This is a genomic window from Streptomyces sp. SCSIO 30461 (genome assembly GCF_037023745.1).
In the GTDB taxonomy this organism is placed as follows: Bacteria; Actinomycetota; Actinomycetes; order Streptomycetales; family Streptomycetaceae; genus Streptomyces.
On the sequence record NZ_CP146101.1, the window covers coordinates 2,491,099 to 2,506,927 of the forward strand.

A 15,829-nucleotide genomic window follows, 5' to 3' on the forward strand; every position below is an offset into this window, starting at 1 on the left:
CTAGGCGCGCCGGGTTGCATGCGGGGGACCGGAAGGTTTCCTCCGCATGTCACTTCTACGCGCGTTGCGCAGTGTGCACGACCGCCGGACGGTACGCCATATCTCGTACAGACCGAATCCGTTGAACCGCGGCCTCGCGCCCCTCCTCGCCTCCCTGAGCCGCAGCCGACCACCGGAACACACAAGACAATGTAACGACTGCTACATTTCCCCACGTGTCGAACACTGAATCGGCGTCGAACGAGCGGTGGCTCGTTCTCGTCGTCAAGATCCCCGCGGAACCGTCCCGCCACCGGGTCGCCGTCTGGCGCGAGCTGCGCCGCATCGGCGCGCTGTCGATCGGGCAGGGCGTCTGGGCTGTGCCCGACGTGCCCGTTTTCGCCGGTGGCGTCGCCCGAGCCCTGGAGCTGACCGAGAAGGCCGGCGGGCAGGCCCTCAGCCTCAACGCCACGGGGCGCGGTCCGGGTGACGCCGCCCGCTTCCGAGAGCTGTTCAACGCCGCCCGGTCGGCGGACTGGGCCGAGTTCCTCGCCGACTGCGGGAAGTTCGAGGCCGAGATCGCCAAGGAGATCCGCAACGCCAAGTTCACCCTGGCCGAACTGGAGGAAGAGGAACAGTCCCTGGAGCGGCTACGTCGCTGGCACCGGGACCTGACCGCGCGTGACGTCTTCGGCGCCCCCGAGGCCGCCGAGGCCGCGGCCCGGCTCAAGACCTGCGCCGCCGTCTGCGAGGACTACGCCGAGCGCGTCTTCGCCGCCCTGCACGAGACCGCGGGGGACCCCCGATGACCGCCACCACGCCCACCGAAGTGCCGCCCGCGCGCCGCATGTGGCCCCTGTACGCGGCCGGTTTCACCACCGCGTCCGGAGCGCACGGCATCGCCGCCAACCTCGGCGGCTTCTCCGACGACGCCGTCACCTCCCTGCTCGTCCTGGGCGGACTGCTCGCCCTCTACGACGGAGCCGAGGTCATCCTCAAGCCCGTCTTCGGCACCCTCGCCGACCGGATCGGCGCCAAACCCGTCCTCGTCGGCGGCCTCGTCGCCTTCGCCGCCGCCTCCGCCCTCTACGCCATAGCCGACAGTTCCGGCTGGCTGTGGGCCGCCCGCCTCGGACAGGGCGCCGCCGCCTCCGCCTTCTCCCCCTCGGCCTCCGCGCTCGTCGCCCGCCTCAACCCCTCAGCCAAGCGCGGCCGGGCCTTCGGCAGCTACGGCTTCTACAAGTCCATCGGCTACACACTCGGCCCGCTCCTCGGCGGCCTCCTGGTCTGGGCCGGCGGGCTGCGCCTCCTGTTCGTCGTGCTCGCCGCCCTCGGCGCCGCCGTCGCCCTCTGGGCCACCGTCGCCGTCCCGGCCGCACCGCCCCTGCCCAAGCAGCGGCAGACCGTCCTCGACCTCGCGCGACGCCTGGCTGACCCGGTCTTCCTCGGCCCCACCGCCGCCCTGGCCGCCGCGACCGCCGCCCTCTCTGTCGGCGTCGGCTTCCTGCCCGTCACCGGCGCCGCAGCCGGACTCGGCACCATCGCCACCGGCGCCGCCGTCTCGGTCCTCGCCGCCACCGCCGCCTTCGTCCAACCCGCCGCAGGCCGCGCCCTCGACAACGGCCGCCTCACCACCGGAACCGGCCTCACCGCCGGCCTGGCCCTCACCGCCGCCGGCCTCGCCTGCGCCATGCTGCCCGGACTCGTGGGCGTCCTCACCTCAGCCGCTCTGATCGGCGTCGGCACCGGCCTCATCACCCCCCTCGGCTTCGCCGCCCTCGCCACCAGCACTCCCGAGGAGCGCATGGGGCAGACCATGGGTGCGGCCGAACTCGGCCGGGAACTCGGCGACGCTGGCGGCCCCCTTCTCGTCGCCGCCGTCGCAACCGCTGCCACGCTCAGCTACGGCTACGCGGCCCTCACTCTCCTCACCGCCCTCGGCGCCGGCCTCGCCTTCGCGCGCCGCACCACACCGGCACCCGAGGCCGGGGCACAAGCCCAAGCCTGAGCGCACCCCGGCACGGGCTCCGCGAGCAGGAGCCCCAACCATCCCGAGAGTCACGGCATCCTGAATCCATCTACCTTTGGATTCAGGATATCGTGTACTGTCATGGCTGTGCTGACCATCGCCCCCGACATCGAAGTGCTGGCCAGATTCGGCCGCGCGCTCGCCGACCCCATCCGCTGCCGCATCCTGCTCGCCCTGCGGGAGGCTCCCGCCTACCCCGCAGACCTGGCCGACACGCTCGGAATCTCCCGCACCCGCCTGTCGAACCACCTGGCGTGCCTGCGCGACTGCGGCCTGGTCGTCACCGTCCCCGACGGCCGCCGTACCCGCTACGAACTCGCCGACGAGCGCCTCGGCCACGCGCTGGACGACCTTCGCACCGCCGTGGTCGCCGTCGAGGCGGACCGTACCTGCCCGGACGCCGACGGGAAGGGTTGCTGCTGATGGCCGCCGACATATCCATATCGTTGGGCCCGTCCCCGGCCCGCCGCGATGCACTCACCCGGCGCATCCGCCTCCTGGTCGCCGCGACCATCACCTACAACATCATCGAGGCGATCGTCGCCCTCACCGCCGGCACCCTAGCCTCCTCCACCGCCCTGATCGGCTTCGGCCTCGACTCGATCATCGAGGTGTCCTCCGCCGCCGCGGTCGCCTGGCAGTTCTCCGCCCGCGACAACGCCGTACGCGAGGCCCGCGAGAAGACCACCCTCCGGATCATCGCGGTCTCCTTCTTCGCCCTCGCCGCCTACGTCGCCGTCGAGTCCGTACGAGCCCTCACCGGCACGGGCGAGGCCGCACACTCAACGGTCGGCATCGTCCTCGCCGCCCTCTCCCTGGCCGTGATGCCCTTCCTCTCCGCCGCCCAGCGCCGCGCCGGCCGCGAACTCGGCTCCGCCTCCGCCGTCGCGGACTCCAAACAGACCCTCCTGTGCACCTACCTTTCCGCCGTGCTGCTCGTCGGGCTCCTCGCCAACAGCCTCTTCGGTTGGTCCTGGGCCGACCCCATCGCCGCCCTCGTCATCGCCGCCATCGCGGTCAGGGAAGGCCGCGACGCCTGGGAGGGGAAGGGGTGCTGCGCGGCTCCGGTACCCGCCGCAGCACCCAGGGGCGAACCGGTCGCCAAGGCGGACGCGTGCGGCTGCCGCCCCGGATGCTCCTGCTGTCCGTAGCCACGCTGCGAACGAGCTTAGGTGGCGCCGAAGTTCGGCCAATCCCATACGCACCCGAAGCTGAGCACTACCCATTCTTCGGAGCCCACCACCACGCTCAATCAGACGAGCCCGTGAGGAAGTGCCCCGATCGTGAGACTGAACGGCTTGCTACCGACCTGAGCTTGATGTTTAACCTCAATGCCGTTGACTTTAGGGATCCGGTGGCGGTTTCACGGCTGGGATGATCTTGACTGCTTGGTGTGACGTCCTGGTCGGCTGTACAGGTTTGGGACGGCCGGGGTTCCAGGCTGGGAACTTGGACATCTTGCGTTTGACCTGGCGTAGGACGGTCCGCAGCCGTCGGGGTGGGTTGATTTCCTGCCACAGCTCGGTGCAGAAGTGGGTGATCTCGGCGGTCAGGTGCTCAGGGGGGAAAAGCGCCGGTCAGCGAAGTGACGCTGCGGCGGGCGGCGCGCAGGGCGGCGGCGAAGGACAGCCGGTCGGGATCGATCGGGGTGGCGTGGTGGAGGGCTGCGGTGTGCATCAGGGACCGCAGTGCGGTGTGAACGGCCAGGTGCGCGTAGATCTCTTGCTCTACCAGGTCGGGGCTCTTGCTGGTCAGCACGTTGCCGGAGCCGATCTGGGTGGTCTTCCATTCGGCCAGGGTGGTCTCCGCTTCCCACCGCTCCGCGTACAGCGCGGCCAGTTCCCGGCCTGGGGCCGCGGTTGGGTCCATGAGCGTGGTGGCGAGTCGGTAGTGCTCGTCCGGGGCGCGGCCGGCATCGTCCAGGACGTACTCGACCACCCGGACGCGCACGTCCTGGACCGGTTGCCTGCTGCGGCCCCGGCCGCCGTGCACGGTGGCGATCCACGAACCGTCCGCGAGGACCTGTTCGGGTGTCAGTTTCCACAGCTTGGGCACCCGCCACAGCAGGTCGGCGCCGGTTGCCGCGAGCTGCTTCCACAGATGCACCCCGGGCAGGCCCCGGTCTGCCAGTACCAGCATCCCCGGCCGCAGGCTGCGGGCGAGCTCGGCCGCCAGGCCCCGTTCACCGGACCGGTAATGCCCGACCTCGGCATCGGTGACCACATGCGTCCCGGACTCGATCAGCGCCACCACCCGGGCCAGTGGGTACCCCGACGGTCCCCCCGTCCGGGCCGCCGGCCGACCCAACGCCTCCTCGTTGGCCGCAGTGTCGGCCGCCTCGAGCGTGGTGCCGTCGATCGCCATCAACCGCAGTCCCCGCCAGAACGCCCCCGGCGTCGACTCGTCCGCCACTCCCGGCCCCACCTGTGCCAACAGCTCACGCAACGGGGCGACACCGAGGTTCTTCCGCGCCCGGAAAACCGCTGCCTTGTCCGGGATGCGCCACCCACCCCACCCGCCATCCCGCCGGGCCGGCTCCGCCAGCTTGCGCAGCACCTCCCGGTACGGATCCGGGGAGAACAACGCCTTGCCGAGCATGAAGTACACCATCAGCCGCGCAGGTAACAGCCGGACCCGGGCCTCCCGCGACTCCGTCTTGGACAGGACCACATCCACCAACTCCGGCGGATAAACCGCCGTCAGGTCTCCCAACACCACACGGTCCACCAGCCGAACAGCCACGGACACCACCCCCTGTATCCGTTGAACCACCATCAGCAACCTATGTCAACGGCATTGCGTTTAACCTCGCAGGTCACCCGACCTGCTGATCTGCGGTTTTTCAGGGGACAGCGGAGACGGCCGTTCTCCACGCTTCGAGATGTCGAGTAACGAAGCACGAGAGAACGGCCGCTGCCCATGAGTGTCCCCGTCGACGCGCCCGCAGGTGACGCGTTGGGTATCTTGTCCTGCTTTCGGGTTGAGTTCTACGACTGCCTCTACTCTCGCGCGGACGCGCTCTTCGACCTGACGGACGCCGTGCTGTGTGTGGACGGTCCGGTGGTCTCGCTGCCCGAACTCACGCTGCTCGCCGAGCATCCGCGCGGGCACGGCGCGATGTACGGCGCGTTGAACAACGGCTGGCTGGAGCCGACCCGGCTGCGTCGGCTGCTGGCCTCCACCCCGCTGCCGAGGGCCGCCGACGGACGGATCGTCCTCGCGGTCGATGTGAGCAACTGGCTGCGCCCGGACGCCCCCACCAGCCCGGACCTGCTGTTCTGCCACGTCTACGGACGTGGCCGCAGCTCGGACCAGATGATCCCGGGCTGGCCGTACTCGATCGTCGCCGCCCTGGAGACAGGACGGACCTCCTGGACGGCGGTGCTGGACGCGGTCCGGCTGGGCCCGGCCGACGACGCCATCGCCGTGACCGCCGCCCAGCTCCGGGAAGTCCTCGTGCGCCTCGTACAGGCCGGGCACTGGCAGCCCTGGATGCCGGACGTCCTGATCGTGACGGACGCGGGCTACGACGTCTGCCGCCTCGCCCACCTCCTGTCCGACCTGCCCGTCGAGCTCGTCGGCCGGCTGCGCTCGGACCGGGTCATGCTCCGCGACGCCGGCCCCCGCCGCTCCGGGCCGCGCGGCGGGCAGCCGCGCAAACACGGCGGCGTCCTTACCTTCGCCAAGCCGGACTCCTGGCACAGCCCCGACGCCACCACAACAAGCGACACCACGCGCTACGGCAGGGCCGAGGCCCTGGCCTGGGACCGGATGCACCCCCGGCTGCAGGCCCACGGCCCCTGGCTCGACCACGAGGGTGAACTCCCTTTGATCCACGGCACGTTGATCCGCCTGAAGGTCGACCACCTACCGGGCGACCACGATCCGAAGCCGGTCTGGCTGTGGTCCTCGCGCACCGGCATGACCAGCACAGACATTGAACCGCCCCGTGTCAGGTAGAGACTCGATTCCGTGAAAGGATTGAGTCATGGCACGACCCTCCCGTTACCCGCTTGAGCTGCGCCGTCGCGCGGCGCGCATGGTCGCCGAGGTGCGCGACAACTACCCGAACGAGACGGCCGCCCTGCAGGCGGTGGCGGACAAGCTCGACATCGGTTCCCGCGAGACGTTGCGGAACTGGGTGAAGCAGTACGAGATCGACGCGGGGACGCGGCCGGGGACGACGACGGAGGAATCCGCCCAGCTCAAGGCGTTGAAGAAGGAGAGCGCCGAGCTGAAGCGGGCGAACGAGATCCTGAAGGCCGCGGCGAGTTTCTTCGCGGCCGAGCTCGACCGGCCACACACGCGCTCGTAGCGTTCATCGACGAGTACCGGGACCGCTTCGGCGGCGTCGAGCCGATCTGCAGAACGCTCACCGCACACGACTGCCAGATCGCCCCTTCCACGTACTACGCCCACAAGAAACGCCTCGAAACTCCCTCTGCCCGTTCCGTGCGCGACGAGGAGCTCAAGGAGAGGATCCAGGAGGTCTACACGTCCAACTACCGTGTCTACGGGGCCCGGAAGATCTGGCGCGAGCTGAACCGGCAGGGACATGCGGCGGCCCGCTGCACCGTCGAGCGCCTGATGCGCGAGCTCGGCATCCAGGGCGCGGTGCGCGGCAAACGCGTCATCACCACGATCCCCGGCGGACAGGCCGAGCGGGCCCCGGACCTGGTCGACCGCGACTTCGTCGCCGGCGCCCCGAACCGCTGCTGGGTAGCCGACTTCACGCACGTGAAGACCTTCGCCGGCGTCGTCTACGTCGCGTTCGTCGTGGACACCTCCTCGCGCCGGATCGTGGGCTGGTCGGCCGCCACGGTGAAGGAGACGGTGTTCGTACTGGACGCCCTGGAGATGGCGATCTGGCAGCGCGACCGCGACCAACACCCCGTCCAGCCAGGGGAGTTGATACATCATTCGGACGCCGGGTCGCAGTACACGAGCTTCCGCCTCGCCGAACACCTGGACGCCGCCGGCATCGCGGCGAGCATCGGATCCGTCGGTGACGCCTACGACTGTCAGTCTTCTCGCACCGGATCCCGCAAGGATCGGGTAGCCCCGGCCGAGGTGGTCTGACTCTTGCTTGCGACTGACCCCGCGGGTGTCCTGGCGTTGATCTGTCGACCGCCTGGCCGGGCACGCAGCAAGCGCTGCCGCCGGACGGACGTGACCAGCGGCAGGCACCGCATCAACCACGGCGGCCACCGACAGCTGAACGCAGCGATCTACCGAACCGTCATCGTCCGGATGCAATACCACCAGCCCACGATCGCCTACGTCGCCCGCCGCACCACCGAAGGCAAGACCAAACGCGAGATCATCCGCTGCCTCAAGCGCTACGTCATACGCGAGGTCTACCACCTGCTCCGACCTGCTCCACAGACACCCAATACAGCCAGTTGACAGCTATAGGAGCGTCAACGCCCTGATGGAGTCCACGATCGGCCTGTTCAAAACCGAGCTGATCAAGCCCCAGCGCCCCTGGAGGACGCTCTCCCAGGTCGAGCTGGCCACCGCCGAGTGGATCGACTGGTACAACCACCGCCGACTCCACGGTGAGATAGGGCACATCCCGCCCGTCGAATACGAAGCCAACTACTACACCGAACTCAAGAAACCCCAGGTCATCACCACGATCTGAGATCTCTACCGAACCCGGGGCGGTTCACATCGATGTGCGCTGGCAAGCGTTCTTGCGCAGGTTCGATCTTGAACACACCTTCAGGTTCTGGAAACAGACCCTGGGCTGGACCACGCCGAAGGTCCGCGACCCGGCCGTCGCCGACCTATGGACGTGGCTGATCATCACCGTTCACACCCAGCTCCGTCTCGCCCGCCCCCTCGCCGAGGACCTCCGCCGCCCCTGGGAAAGACCACGCCCGGCACACCGACTCACCCCCGCCCGGGTCCGCCGGGGGTTCAGGCACATCCGCGCGACCACCGCCCGTCCCGCAGCCGTGCCGAAACCCTCAAGACCCGGACCAGGACGACCTCTTGGCTCAAGAAACCGCAGACCGGCTACTCGCTACGAGCCCGGGAAGACCGTGAAGCGCCTCGAAACTCGAACAGAACATCTCCGCGCAAAACGGGAGCAATGTTAAATATCAAGCTGAGGTTCCCCCACCTTCCGAAGGCCGTCTCGACTGGCCCCTGAGCAACCGGGGTGCCCGACGCCAAGCTCGGCACGCTTCACCCCAGCCCGCCCCGGCCGAGCGGATCCGCCACGGCCTGCACTGGTCATGGTGGCGACGCTGTCACCAGACCGTCGCCCGCGCCTGCCACCGGCGGCGCAACCGCGCCCGCGAAGCCGGACACCCCACAGCACGACCACCACCCACCAGTCCCCGAACTACAGCGAAGCCGCTGATCTCCAACTGAAGGGGGTCGGCGTGGCGCCTCAGTCACCGCTACATGCCACTATGACGCGTCACATGAGGAGATGGGGGGCGACGACAGCCATGAGGTACGACCAGAGGCAGGCGGACAAGCTCGATGAGACGATGCTCGAATTGCTGCTGCCGACAAGCGCGGTGGAGTCACTGGGGCAGTGGCTAGCCGACCCGGAGCGCGGCCAGCGGTACGCGAACGGAAGTGGCCCTCACACCATCCCGTACGCGCCATCCACCTGGATGGCCGTAACGCCCTGGCCCACTACCTTTGCCGACCGGGCGGCGGCCGATTCGGCCTCGGTGAGCCGAGCCGAGGTCGTGGCCGCGGTCCGGGCCGCGGAGCAGTCCGAGAGCTGGGCAGAGGCGTTCGTGGCCACGCAGGTGTGGGGCTACGGTGTTACGGGCTACGGCCCGTACCGCACTCGTCAGGTGCTCGCCCAGCCCAGCGCTGAGGCCGTCCTCACCGAGGCGGTGTCCCTGCTCGTCGACGAGGGCGCGGTCGCAGCCTACGAGGTGCTGCACACTTTCGATGGCCTCGGGTCCGTAAAGGCTGACGGATACTCAGACATCTCTGACGCACCATCAACCATTCGAGATCATCTTGCACGCGTGTTGCACAAGGTGATGAAAAACAGCGATGATCAATGGAGGGTCCCGCAAGTGTGTAACAGCAGGTCAGCAGGCATTTAGGAGTGTCGTGCCCCTCATCTCCTAGGGGCGCGACACTCCTACCGATCAGATGTCGCGGAAGATCTCGATCTGCGCACCCACCGAGTTGAGGCGCTCCGCCAGATCCTCGTAACCGCGATTGATGACGTATACGTTGCGCAGCACCGAGGTGCCCTCGGCCGCCATCATCGCCAGCAGTACGACCACGGCGGGACGCAGTGCGGGCGGGCACATCATCTCGGCCGCGCGCCAGCGGGTGGGGCCCTCGACCAGGACGCGGTGGGGGTCGAGCAGTTGGAGGCGGCCGCCGAGGCGGTTGAGGTCGGTGAGGTAGATCGCGCGGTTGTCGTAGACCCAGTCATGGATGAGGGTCTTGCCCTGGGCTGCGGCGGCGATCGCGGCGAAGAACGGCACGTTGTCGATGTTGAGGCCGGGGAAAGGCATGGGGTGGATCTTGTCGATCGGTGCTTCCAGCTTGGACGGACGCACTGTCAGGTCCACCAGCCTGGTACGGCCGTTGTCGGCGGTGTACTCCGCCGTGCGGTCGTGGTCCAGGCCCATCTCCTCGAGGACCGCGAGTTCGATCTCCAGAAACTCGATCGGCACTCGCCGCACGGTCAGTTGAGATTCGGTGACGACGGCGGCGGCGATGAGGCTCATCGCCTCGACCGGGTCCTCGGAGGGTGAGTAGTCGACGTCCACGTCGATGTCGGCAACCCCGCGCACGGTCAGGGTCGTGGTGCCGACTCCGTCGATCCGTACCCCCAGCGCCTCCAGGAAGAAGCACAGGTCCTGGACCATGTAGTTGGACGAGGCATTGCGGATGACGGTGACACCGTCGTGGCGTGCGGCGGCGAGCAGTGCGTTCTCGGTCACGGTGTCGCCGCGCTCGGTCAGCACGATCGGGCGCTCGGGGCCGGCCGAGCGTTCCACCACCGCGTGGTAGAGGCCCTCGGTGGCGGTGATGTCCAGTCCGAAGCGGCGCAGGGCGATCATATGGGGCTCGATCGTGCGGGTGCCGAGGTCGCAGCCGCCCGCGTACGGGAGGCGGAAGCGGTCCAGGCGGTGCAGCAGCGGGCCGAGGAACATGATGATGGACCGGGTCCGGCGCGCCGCGTCGGCGTCGATGGCGTCCATGTCAAGGGTGGCGGGCGGCACGATCTCCAGATCGGTACCGCCGTTGATCCAGCGGGTGCGGACCCCGATCGAGTTCAGGACTTCGAGGAGCCGGTATACCTCCTCGATACGGGCCACCCTGCGCAGCACGGTGCGGCCCTTGTTGAGCAGCGAGGCGCACAGCAGCGCCACACAGGCGTTCTTGCTGGTCTTGACGTCGATGGCGCCGGACAGTCGGCGTCCACCGACGACGCGCAGATGCATCGGGCCGGAGTACCCGAGGGACACGATCTCACTGTCGAGTGCCTCGCCGATGCGGGCGATCATCTCAAGGCTGATGTTCTGATTGCCGCGCTCGATGCGGTTGACAGCGCTCTGGCTGGTACCGAGCGCCTCGGCGAGCTGCGTCTGTGTCCAGCCGCGGTGCTGCCGGGCGTCACGGATGAGCTTGCCGATGCGTACGAGGTAGTCGTCTGCCATAGCGGAAGGCTATCTCAGATATGAGATGAGTCGTCCAATGGGGGTGAGCTATACGGGTGATGCTCTCCTCTGATGCTCCATTACTCCATTAACTCGTACAAAAGGTGTGGTCTGTTCGGGTGAGTCGCGACTGCTGCCGGGTGGCGCTCAGGCCGTCCCGGCGGCGAACCTATGGCGCGCCATCGCCCTCGCGTGCGGCAGCCGTGCGACCTCCCCGGTCGCCGCGTTCAGTGCGACCGGCCGTGGCGCCGGATGCCCGCCGAACGCGACGAGCCCGTACCCGGGGGCTGCTCGCGGACGCCCCGGCCGCGATTCGGGGCTGAAAGGAGCTCAGGCGGCACGAGTGAGGGGGTTTCATGCGGCGGCCGCTCCCGCCGTCGGCGAGAGATCCTCCAGGACCTGGTGCCGGGGAGTGGAGCGGTCGAGGTCGAGGTCTCGCAGTGGTGGCGCCCCGGCGACGCCTTCCGTCCCGCCCGCCGCTCGCCGGCCTGCACTGCCGGGCGCGCGTCCGAGCCGTGCCGGAGTCTCCTGCCTCCTGGCGGCGGTGCCCCCGGTGGGGCGGGTCGCTGCCGCAATGCCCTGACCTGCGTGCTTGACCTCGGCGGGGCGACGTGCGATCCCTCGGGGCCAGGCGGGACCCGCGCGGTGGCCAGCGCGAGAGGGCGGCGCAGATGGATGTCCCGTCTCACCGAAGACTGAGTAGATCTCATCGAAGTCTGATGAGCCAAAGCGCGATAGTTGTCACATAGGCAGGCTTGTTGTCACCTGCGAGGTTGGGCGCCGGACTCGGGGGTGTCGGCCGGCTCCCCGGCGGTGGGTCGGCGTCCGCCGCAGCAGGCCACCACTGCTGTCGCCGTGGAGTTCAGGAAGATCAAGAACCAGGATGACCTGTCCACCGCGTTGATGGATCCGGTACGAAGCGGCTCTTCCCCGGCTCGCAGAAGGATGTCGACGCTGTCGGCCAGGCCATCGATCGTGTGGCCACGCTTCAAGGAGTGGTGCATTCGACGCCGGAAGACGCCCGCGTGCCGGTTGGCCGGGACCAGGCCGTCCCAGACGACGAAGTCAGCCCCGGCGATCAAGGCGTCACGTGCAGGCCCGCATGCCGGCGTCTGTTCGCGGAGCATGGCGATGAGGTCGTCGCGAGTCATACTGCGCCCCGGTAACAGGAAGACCAGCGATCGGCTATGTGTGACAATTCCAGCGCCTCTCTGGTGACAGTCCGGCTGCTTAGACCTGGTTTCTGTGCAGCCTATGCGGTGCCGTCGGTGACAACTACCGAGCCTCGGCACATCTGAGCGCTCAGCGGCCGGCAGCGGAGGTCTTGCGGGACCGTCTGGGCCGCCGACGACGGGCCTTGTGAAGCTTTATCCCGCCTGACGGCAGGCCCGGCGCGTCACCTCGAACGCCTCCGCGTCCCTCGGTTCGATCCGCTCATCGGCGCGGCCATCGACGACCACCGCAGAGCCGTCCGCGCGGCGTACGAAGTAGTCCGGTGCGTGCCGACGCTCACGCTCGCCGTCGTGCCAGTGCATCCAGAACGGCTGCGAGGCGATCCCCACCACCTCGGGATCGAAGTCCATCAGCACAAGCCGGTCCCGCTCCAGCCACGACTCGAAACCGACGTGCCGGACGGTCGTCGCGGCCCAGTACCAGCCCGAGAAGTGACGCTCACCACGCGACCAGCGAAACGGCCGTACTGCGGCCACGTCCTCGAACCGAGCCGTCACGCAGTCCAGCAGCGGACGCCGCCGACACTCCCGTCCTGCATCCACATACGACAGCTCAACGTATGGCTCCGCAAGATCCACCTTGGCCGGTACAGCCATCCACCACCCCCAGTACGTCCCCTCGTACGACTAGTAGATTGTCGCACCTAAGTATGGCTCTGATTGGTGGAGTTGACGGTCGGGCAGTCTCCCCTCGTCGCTTCACTTCGGCCGGGCGGGGGTGCCATGTCGTCACAAAAGAAGTATCCGGTTGCCTTGAGTGCTGAGGATCGTCAGGCGTTGGTGCGGGTGACCACGACGGGAGTCCGCAGCGCGTCGATGATCAGACGGGCGCGGGTGTTGCTCGCGCTGGATACGTCGGTCGGCGAGGTCGATCCGCGGGCGGTGATCGCGGACCGGGTCGGGGTGTCGTGCGAGTCGGTCCGGCTGGTCTCGAAGCGGTACGCGGAGACCGGCGGCGATGTGTGGGCCACGGTCGGCCGGAAGGAACGCGCCTGCCCCCCGGTGCCCTCCCCGGTGACCGGTGAGGTCGAGGCGAGGCTGATCGCGCTGGCCTGCTCGACACCGCCCAAGGGCCATGCCCGGTGGTCGCTGCGCCTGCTGGAGAGGCACGTGGCGCTGATCGAGGACATCCCGAACCTGGACCACTCCACGATCGGCCGGGTTTTAAAAAAACGGAACTGCGTCCTCACCTGAAGAAGTGCTGGACCATCCCGCCACGAGCGAACGCGCAGTTCGCGGCCCGGATGGAAGACGTGCTGGCCGTCTATGCCCGGCCCTATGACCCGGCGCGTCCGGTGGTGTGCATGGACGAGAAGCCGTACCAGCTGCTCGGCCACGTCCGCGATCCGCTTCCCCCGCGGCCCGGCCGTGACCGCCGCGAGGACAACGAGTACGTCCGCTCGGGGACCTGCTCGATCTTCTGCTGGGTTGAACCGCTGCGCGGATGGCGACGCGTGGATGCCCAGCCCCGCCGGACCAAGGTCGACTGGGCGCACCAGGTCGAACACCTGCTGACCGTGGACTATCCCGACGCCGCCACGGTCGTGCTGGTGATGGACAACCTCAACACCCACACCACCGCCTCGCTCTACGAGGCGTTCGACCCGGGGAAAGCCTTCGCGCTGGCCCAGCGCCTGGAAATCCACCACACCCCCAAACACGGGTCCTGGCTCAACATCGCCGAGATCGAGCTCTCCGCGCTCACCCGCCAGTGCCTGGACCGCCGCATCGACGACCTCACCGTGCTCAACACCGAACTCGCCGCCTGGCAGCAGCACACCAACAGCAACCAGCGCCAAGTCGACTGGCACTTCACCACCGACGACGCACGCGTGAAACTACGCCACCTCTACCCAACCACACAGCAAAACTAAGCCGCGACAATCTACTAGGTTCGCTGGCAAGGAAGCCGAAACGCCTGGGTTCGCTGTCAAACGCCTCGATTGGATGACAGCGGACAGAGGTGTTCTGTCGCAGCGAAGGTTGAGCGATTCTCATCGAAGGTTGAGTGATGTCGCGGTGAATCCTGTGCGCCCTACTCAATGTCGCTCGACTGGTCGGCGGAGTGGGAGCGTCGATGGGCTGCGACTCGTTCGCGGGTTGCGCATCGGCGGGAGCAGTAGCGGCGTTCCGGACCGCTGCCCTGGGTGATGAAGACGTCCTGGCAGCTGGGTGATGCGCAGATCCTGCCGGGCGGGCGTTGACGGTCCCAGACGAGGACGGTCAGGGCCATGCAGGACGAGGCGAGGAGCCACTCGTCCCAGGGTGCGTTGTCGTCGTGGTCGAGGTGGGGATGCCAGGGGGTGCTGCCGCCGTGCGAGGTCAGGCGGAGCGGTCTGGTGTGGTCCTGCAGGAGGCGGTTGAGGGTGGCCGCGGCGTCATCGGCGTGCTCGGCGGCGAAGACTTGCCGCAGCAGGGCGGCGGCTGCGCGCATCCCGGCGACATCGAGGGTGGTGAGGTCAATGGGGTCGGTCTCGCCGTACTCGCGGAGCACGTCGGCGACTCCGGCCGGGTCGGGACGGTCGTCAGCGAGAGCGTTGATCAGGGCAGCTGCCCGGCGAGCCGTAGTCAGCACGGAGTGCCGGGTGGACCAGTCGTCGCTGTTGGAGAGCATCCATGGAAATGTAACGCATCTTGCTGAGTTTTGAGTTACCTCCATAAAGTCTTGTGGATGAGAAGGCGTTACTCACTCCGTTTGTATCTCGCCGGAGCAGTGGCAGCTCGTGCCGGGGACGAGATGTCAGGACCGGCGCTGATGCTGGCAGGATTTGCCGTGGCCGGATCGGCCGTCGAAGCGTCGTTGCTGCTTGCGGGCCTCACGATCTCTGCTGCCGTGGGCGGGCCGGTGCTCGGGGTGCTCCTCGACAGGGCAGGACGGCCGGGGCGCCTGCTGGCCGGGGCTCTCGTCCTGTATGCGGCGGGGCTGGGGATGATTCTCGTAGGACTGGGCTGGTTGCCGTTCGGTGTCACGATGCTGATCGCCGTGGTGACGGGGCTGCTGGGGCCGGCTCTGTCGGGCGGATGGACGGCCCAGCTGCCGCGTTTGGCGCTTGGCGACCGCCTGCCGGAGGCGAACGCGCTCGATGCCATGACGTTCAGTGTGGCGAGTCTCGCCGGTCCGGCTCTCGCCGGTGGCGTGGCGGAGGCGTTGGGAGCTTCGTCGGCCGTGGTGGTCTCCGTGGTGCTCATCGCCTTGGCGCTGCCCGCCGCGTGGATACTGCCCACTCGTCCTGGTCGGGCGCGGGGCGCTCAGACGACCTCGGTGATCAGCGACCTTGCTGCTGGAACGAGGATCATCGTCGGAAGGCCATTCTTGGCCCGGGTGACCCTCAGCTCGGTTGTCTCCTGTGTCGCCCAGGGCATGCTGACGGCGTGCATCCCGCTCCTGGGCGAGCGCGTCCTGGGCGGAGCCGGCCGCGGCGCGGTGCTGCTCTCCTGCGCGGCGGTCTCCGCCCTGGCGGCCAACGCCGTACTCGCCCGGTTTCCGCGTGCAGTCGCCCCCGACACGATCATCTGGGTCAGTGCCCTTGTCCAGGCTGCCGCGCTGGCCTTGGCCGCCGTGGGGTCACCCTTCGTGCTCATCGTGGCCGTACTCGTAGCGGGGATCGGTGAAGGCCCTCAGCTGGCTGCCTTGTTCGCAGTTCGTCACCGGGAAGCCCCGGATCACCTGCGCGGCCAGATCTTCACCACCGGCGCCAGCTTGAAGATCACTGGATTCGCCCTGGGGGCAGCGGTTGCCGGACCAATCGTGACTTGGTCTCTTCCGGGCGCTTTGACGCTCGCAGCGAGTGTGGCGGTCCTCGCAGCACTGGCCTTCTTCGCGATCCCGTCGGCAACTGCCAACTCGTCTGCGGACAGCACGACCTCGCTTGAGTGTTCTCAGGGGAAAGGCTGAGCTGTCCCGGAGAGGAAACGAGCATGACCTCGCTGTT

At 68.3% G+C, this 15,829-nt stretch carries 16 protein-coding genes and 3 pseudogenes; 14 read left to right on the plus strand and 5 right to left on the minus strand.

Going from position 1 to position 15,829, the window contains the following annotated elements:
* The first annotated feature begins 215 nt into the window (after positions 1-215).
* The 4 genes from V1460_RS11105 to V1460_RS11120 all read left to right on the plus strand — a co-directional run bounded on the left by V1460_RS11105 (position 216) and on the right by V1460_RS11120 (position 3,159).
* A complete protein-coding gene (locus V1460_RS11105; RefSeq protein WP_338673582.1) occupies positions 216-788 on the plus strand; it encodes a Chromate resistance protein ChrB in 573 nt (190 codons plus the stop codon).
* A complete protein-coding gene (locus V1460_RS11110; RefSeq protein WP_338673583.1) occupies positions 785-1,987 on the plus strand; it encodes an MFS transporter in 1,203 nt (400 codons plus the stop codon). The genes V1460_RS11105 and V1460_RS11110 overlap by 4 nt, the downstream gene beginning before the upstream one ends.
* A gap of 108 nt (positions 1,988-2,095) precedes the next feature.
* A complete protein-coding gene (locus V1460_RS11115) occupies positions 2,096-2,431 on the plus strand; it encodes a metalloregulator ArsR/SmtB family transcription factor (RefSeq protein ID WP_338677996.1) in 336 nt (111 codons plus the stop codon).
* Complete coding sequence (locus V1460_RS11120; RefSeq protein WP_338673584.1) at positions 2,431-3,159, plus strand: cation transporter; 729 nt, start codon at positions 2,431-2,433, stop codon at positions 3,157-3,159. Before V1460_RS11115 ends, V1460_RS11120 begins: the two co-directional genes overlap by 1 nt.
* A gap of 406 nt (positions 3,160-3,565) precedes the next feature.
* Here the strand turns inward: V1460_RS11120 and V1460_RS11125 are convergent, their stop codons facing one another.
* On the minus strand, positions 3,566-4,750 hold the full coding sequence (locus V1460_RS11125) for an IS4 family transposase (RefSeq protein WP_338673585.1): 1,185 nt from the start codon (positions 4,748-4,750) through the stop codon (positions 3,566-3,568).
* Between the two features lie 177 nt (positions 4,751-4,927).
* On the opposite strand from V1460_RS11125, the pseudogene V1460_RS11130 reads away from it, so the two are divergent.
* The 7 genes and pseudogenes from V1460_RS11130 to V1460_RS11160 all read left to right on the plus strand — a co-directional run.
* A pseudogene (locus V1460_RS11130) lies at positions 4,928-5,950 on the plus strand (transposase); the annotation flags it as partial.
* 46 nt (positions 5,951-5,996) lie between these two features.
* Positions 5,997-6,323: a transposase gene (locus tag V1460_RS11135; RefSeq protein ID WP_338673586.1), complete on the plus strand. Its 327-nt coding sequence runs from the start codon at positions 5,997-5,999 to the stop codon at positions 6,321-6,323.
* 5 nt (positions 6,324-6,328) lie between these two features.
* Positions 6,329-7,087: an IS3 family transposase gene (locus V1460_RS11140; RefSeq protein ID WP_338677997.1), complete on the plus strand. Its 759-nt coding sequence runs from the start codon at positions 6,329-6,331 to the stop codon at positions 7,085-7,087.
* A 90-nt stretch (positions 7,088-7,177) separates the two neighbouring features.
* Positions 7,178-7,414, plus strand: a complete 237-nt coding sequence (locus V1460_RS11145) for a hypothetical protein (protein ID WP_338673587.1) — start codon at positions 7,178-7,180, stop codon at positions 7,412-7,414.
* A pseudogene (locus V1460_RS11150) lies at positions 7,413-7,652 on the plus strand (integrase core domain-containing protein); the annotation flags it as partial. The gene V1460_RS11145 and the pseudogene V1460_RS11150, both read left to right, overlap by 2 nt.
* Before the next feature lie 28 nt (positions 7,653-7,680).
* Positions 7,681-8,112: pseudogene (locus V1460_RS11155) on the plus strand (transposase); the annotation flags it as partial.
* 357 nt (positions 8,113-8,469) lie between these two features.
* On the plus strand, positions 8,470-9,090 hold the full coding sequence (locus tag V1460_RS11160; protein WP_338673589.1) for a hypothetical protein: 621 nt from the start codon (positions 8,470-8,472) through the stop codon (positions 9,088-9,090).
* Between the two features lie 45 nt (positions 9,091-9,135).
* Here V1460_RS11160 and V1460_RS11165 read toward each other — a convergent pair whose 3' ends face one another.
* The 3 genes from V1460_RS11165 to V1460_RS11175 all read right to left on the minus strand — a co-directional run bounded on the left by V1460_RS11165 (position 9,136) and on the right by V1460_RS11175 (position 12,494).
* Positions 9,136-10,665 (minus strand): UDP-N-acetylglucosamine 1-carboxyvinyltransferase, encoded by a 1,530-nt coding sequence (locus V1460_RS11165; protein WP_338673590.1) that lies wholly within the window; start codon positions 10,663-10,665, stop codon positions 9,136-9,138.
* Between the two features lie 761 nt (positions 10,666-11,426).
* Positions 11,427-11,816, minus strand: coding sequence for a hypothetical protein (locus tag V1460_RS11170; protein WP_338673591.1), 390 nt, complete (start codon positions 11,814-11,816; stop codon positions 11,427-11,429).
* 216 nt (positions 11,817-12,032) lie between these two features.
* Positions 12,033-12,494 (minus strand): TnsA-like heteromeric transposase endonuclease subunit, encoded by a 462-nt coding sequence (locus V1460_RS11175; RefSeq protein ID WP_407077431.1) that lies wholly within the window; start codon positions 12,492-12,494, stop codon positions 12,033-12,035.
* A 156-nt stretch (positions 12,495-12,650) separates the two neighbouring features.
* Here V1460_RS11175 and V1460_RS11180 point away from each other — a divergent pair, with 156 nt between their 5' ends.
* Complete coding sequence (locus tag V1460_RS11180; RefSeq protein WP_198602818.1) at positions 12,651-13,091, plus strand: helix-turn-helix domain-containing protein; 441 nt, start codon at positions 12,651-12,653, stop codon at positions 13,089-13,091.
* Positions 12,980-13,771: an IS630 family transposase gene (locus V1460_RS11185; protein WP_338672555.1), complete on the plus strand. Its 792-nt coding sequence runs from the start codon at positions 12,980-12,982 to the stop codon at positions 13,769-13,771. Before V1460_RS11180 ends, V1460_RS11185 begins: the two co-directional genes overlap by 112 nt.
* Positions 13,772-13,932: 161 nt before the next feature.
* On the opposite strand, the gene V1460_RS11190 is transcribed toward V1460_RS11185, so the two are convergent.
* The gene (locus tag V1460_RS11190) at positions 13,933-14,511 is read right to left on the minus strand and encodes a CGNR zinc finger domain-containing protein (protein WP_338673592.1); all 579 of its coding nucleotides are present in this window, start codon (positions 14,509-14,511) and stop codon (positions 13,933-13,935) included.
* Between the two features lie 57 nt (positions 14,512-14,568).
* Here V1460_RS11190 and V1460_RS11195 point away from each other — a divergent pair, with 57 nt between their 5' ends.
* Positions 14,569-15,792 (plus strand): MFS transporter, encoded by a 1,224-nt coding sequence (locus V1460_RS11195; RefSeq protein ID WP_338673593.1) that lies wholly within the window; start codon positions 14,569-14,571, stop codon positions 15,790-15,792.
* The last annotated feature ends 37 nt before the right edge of the window (positions 15,793-15,829 follow it).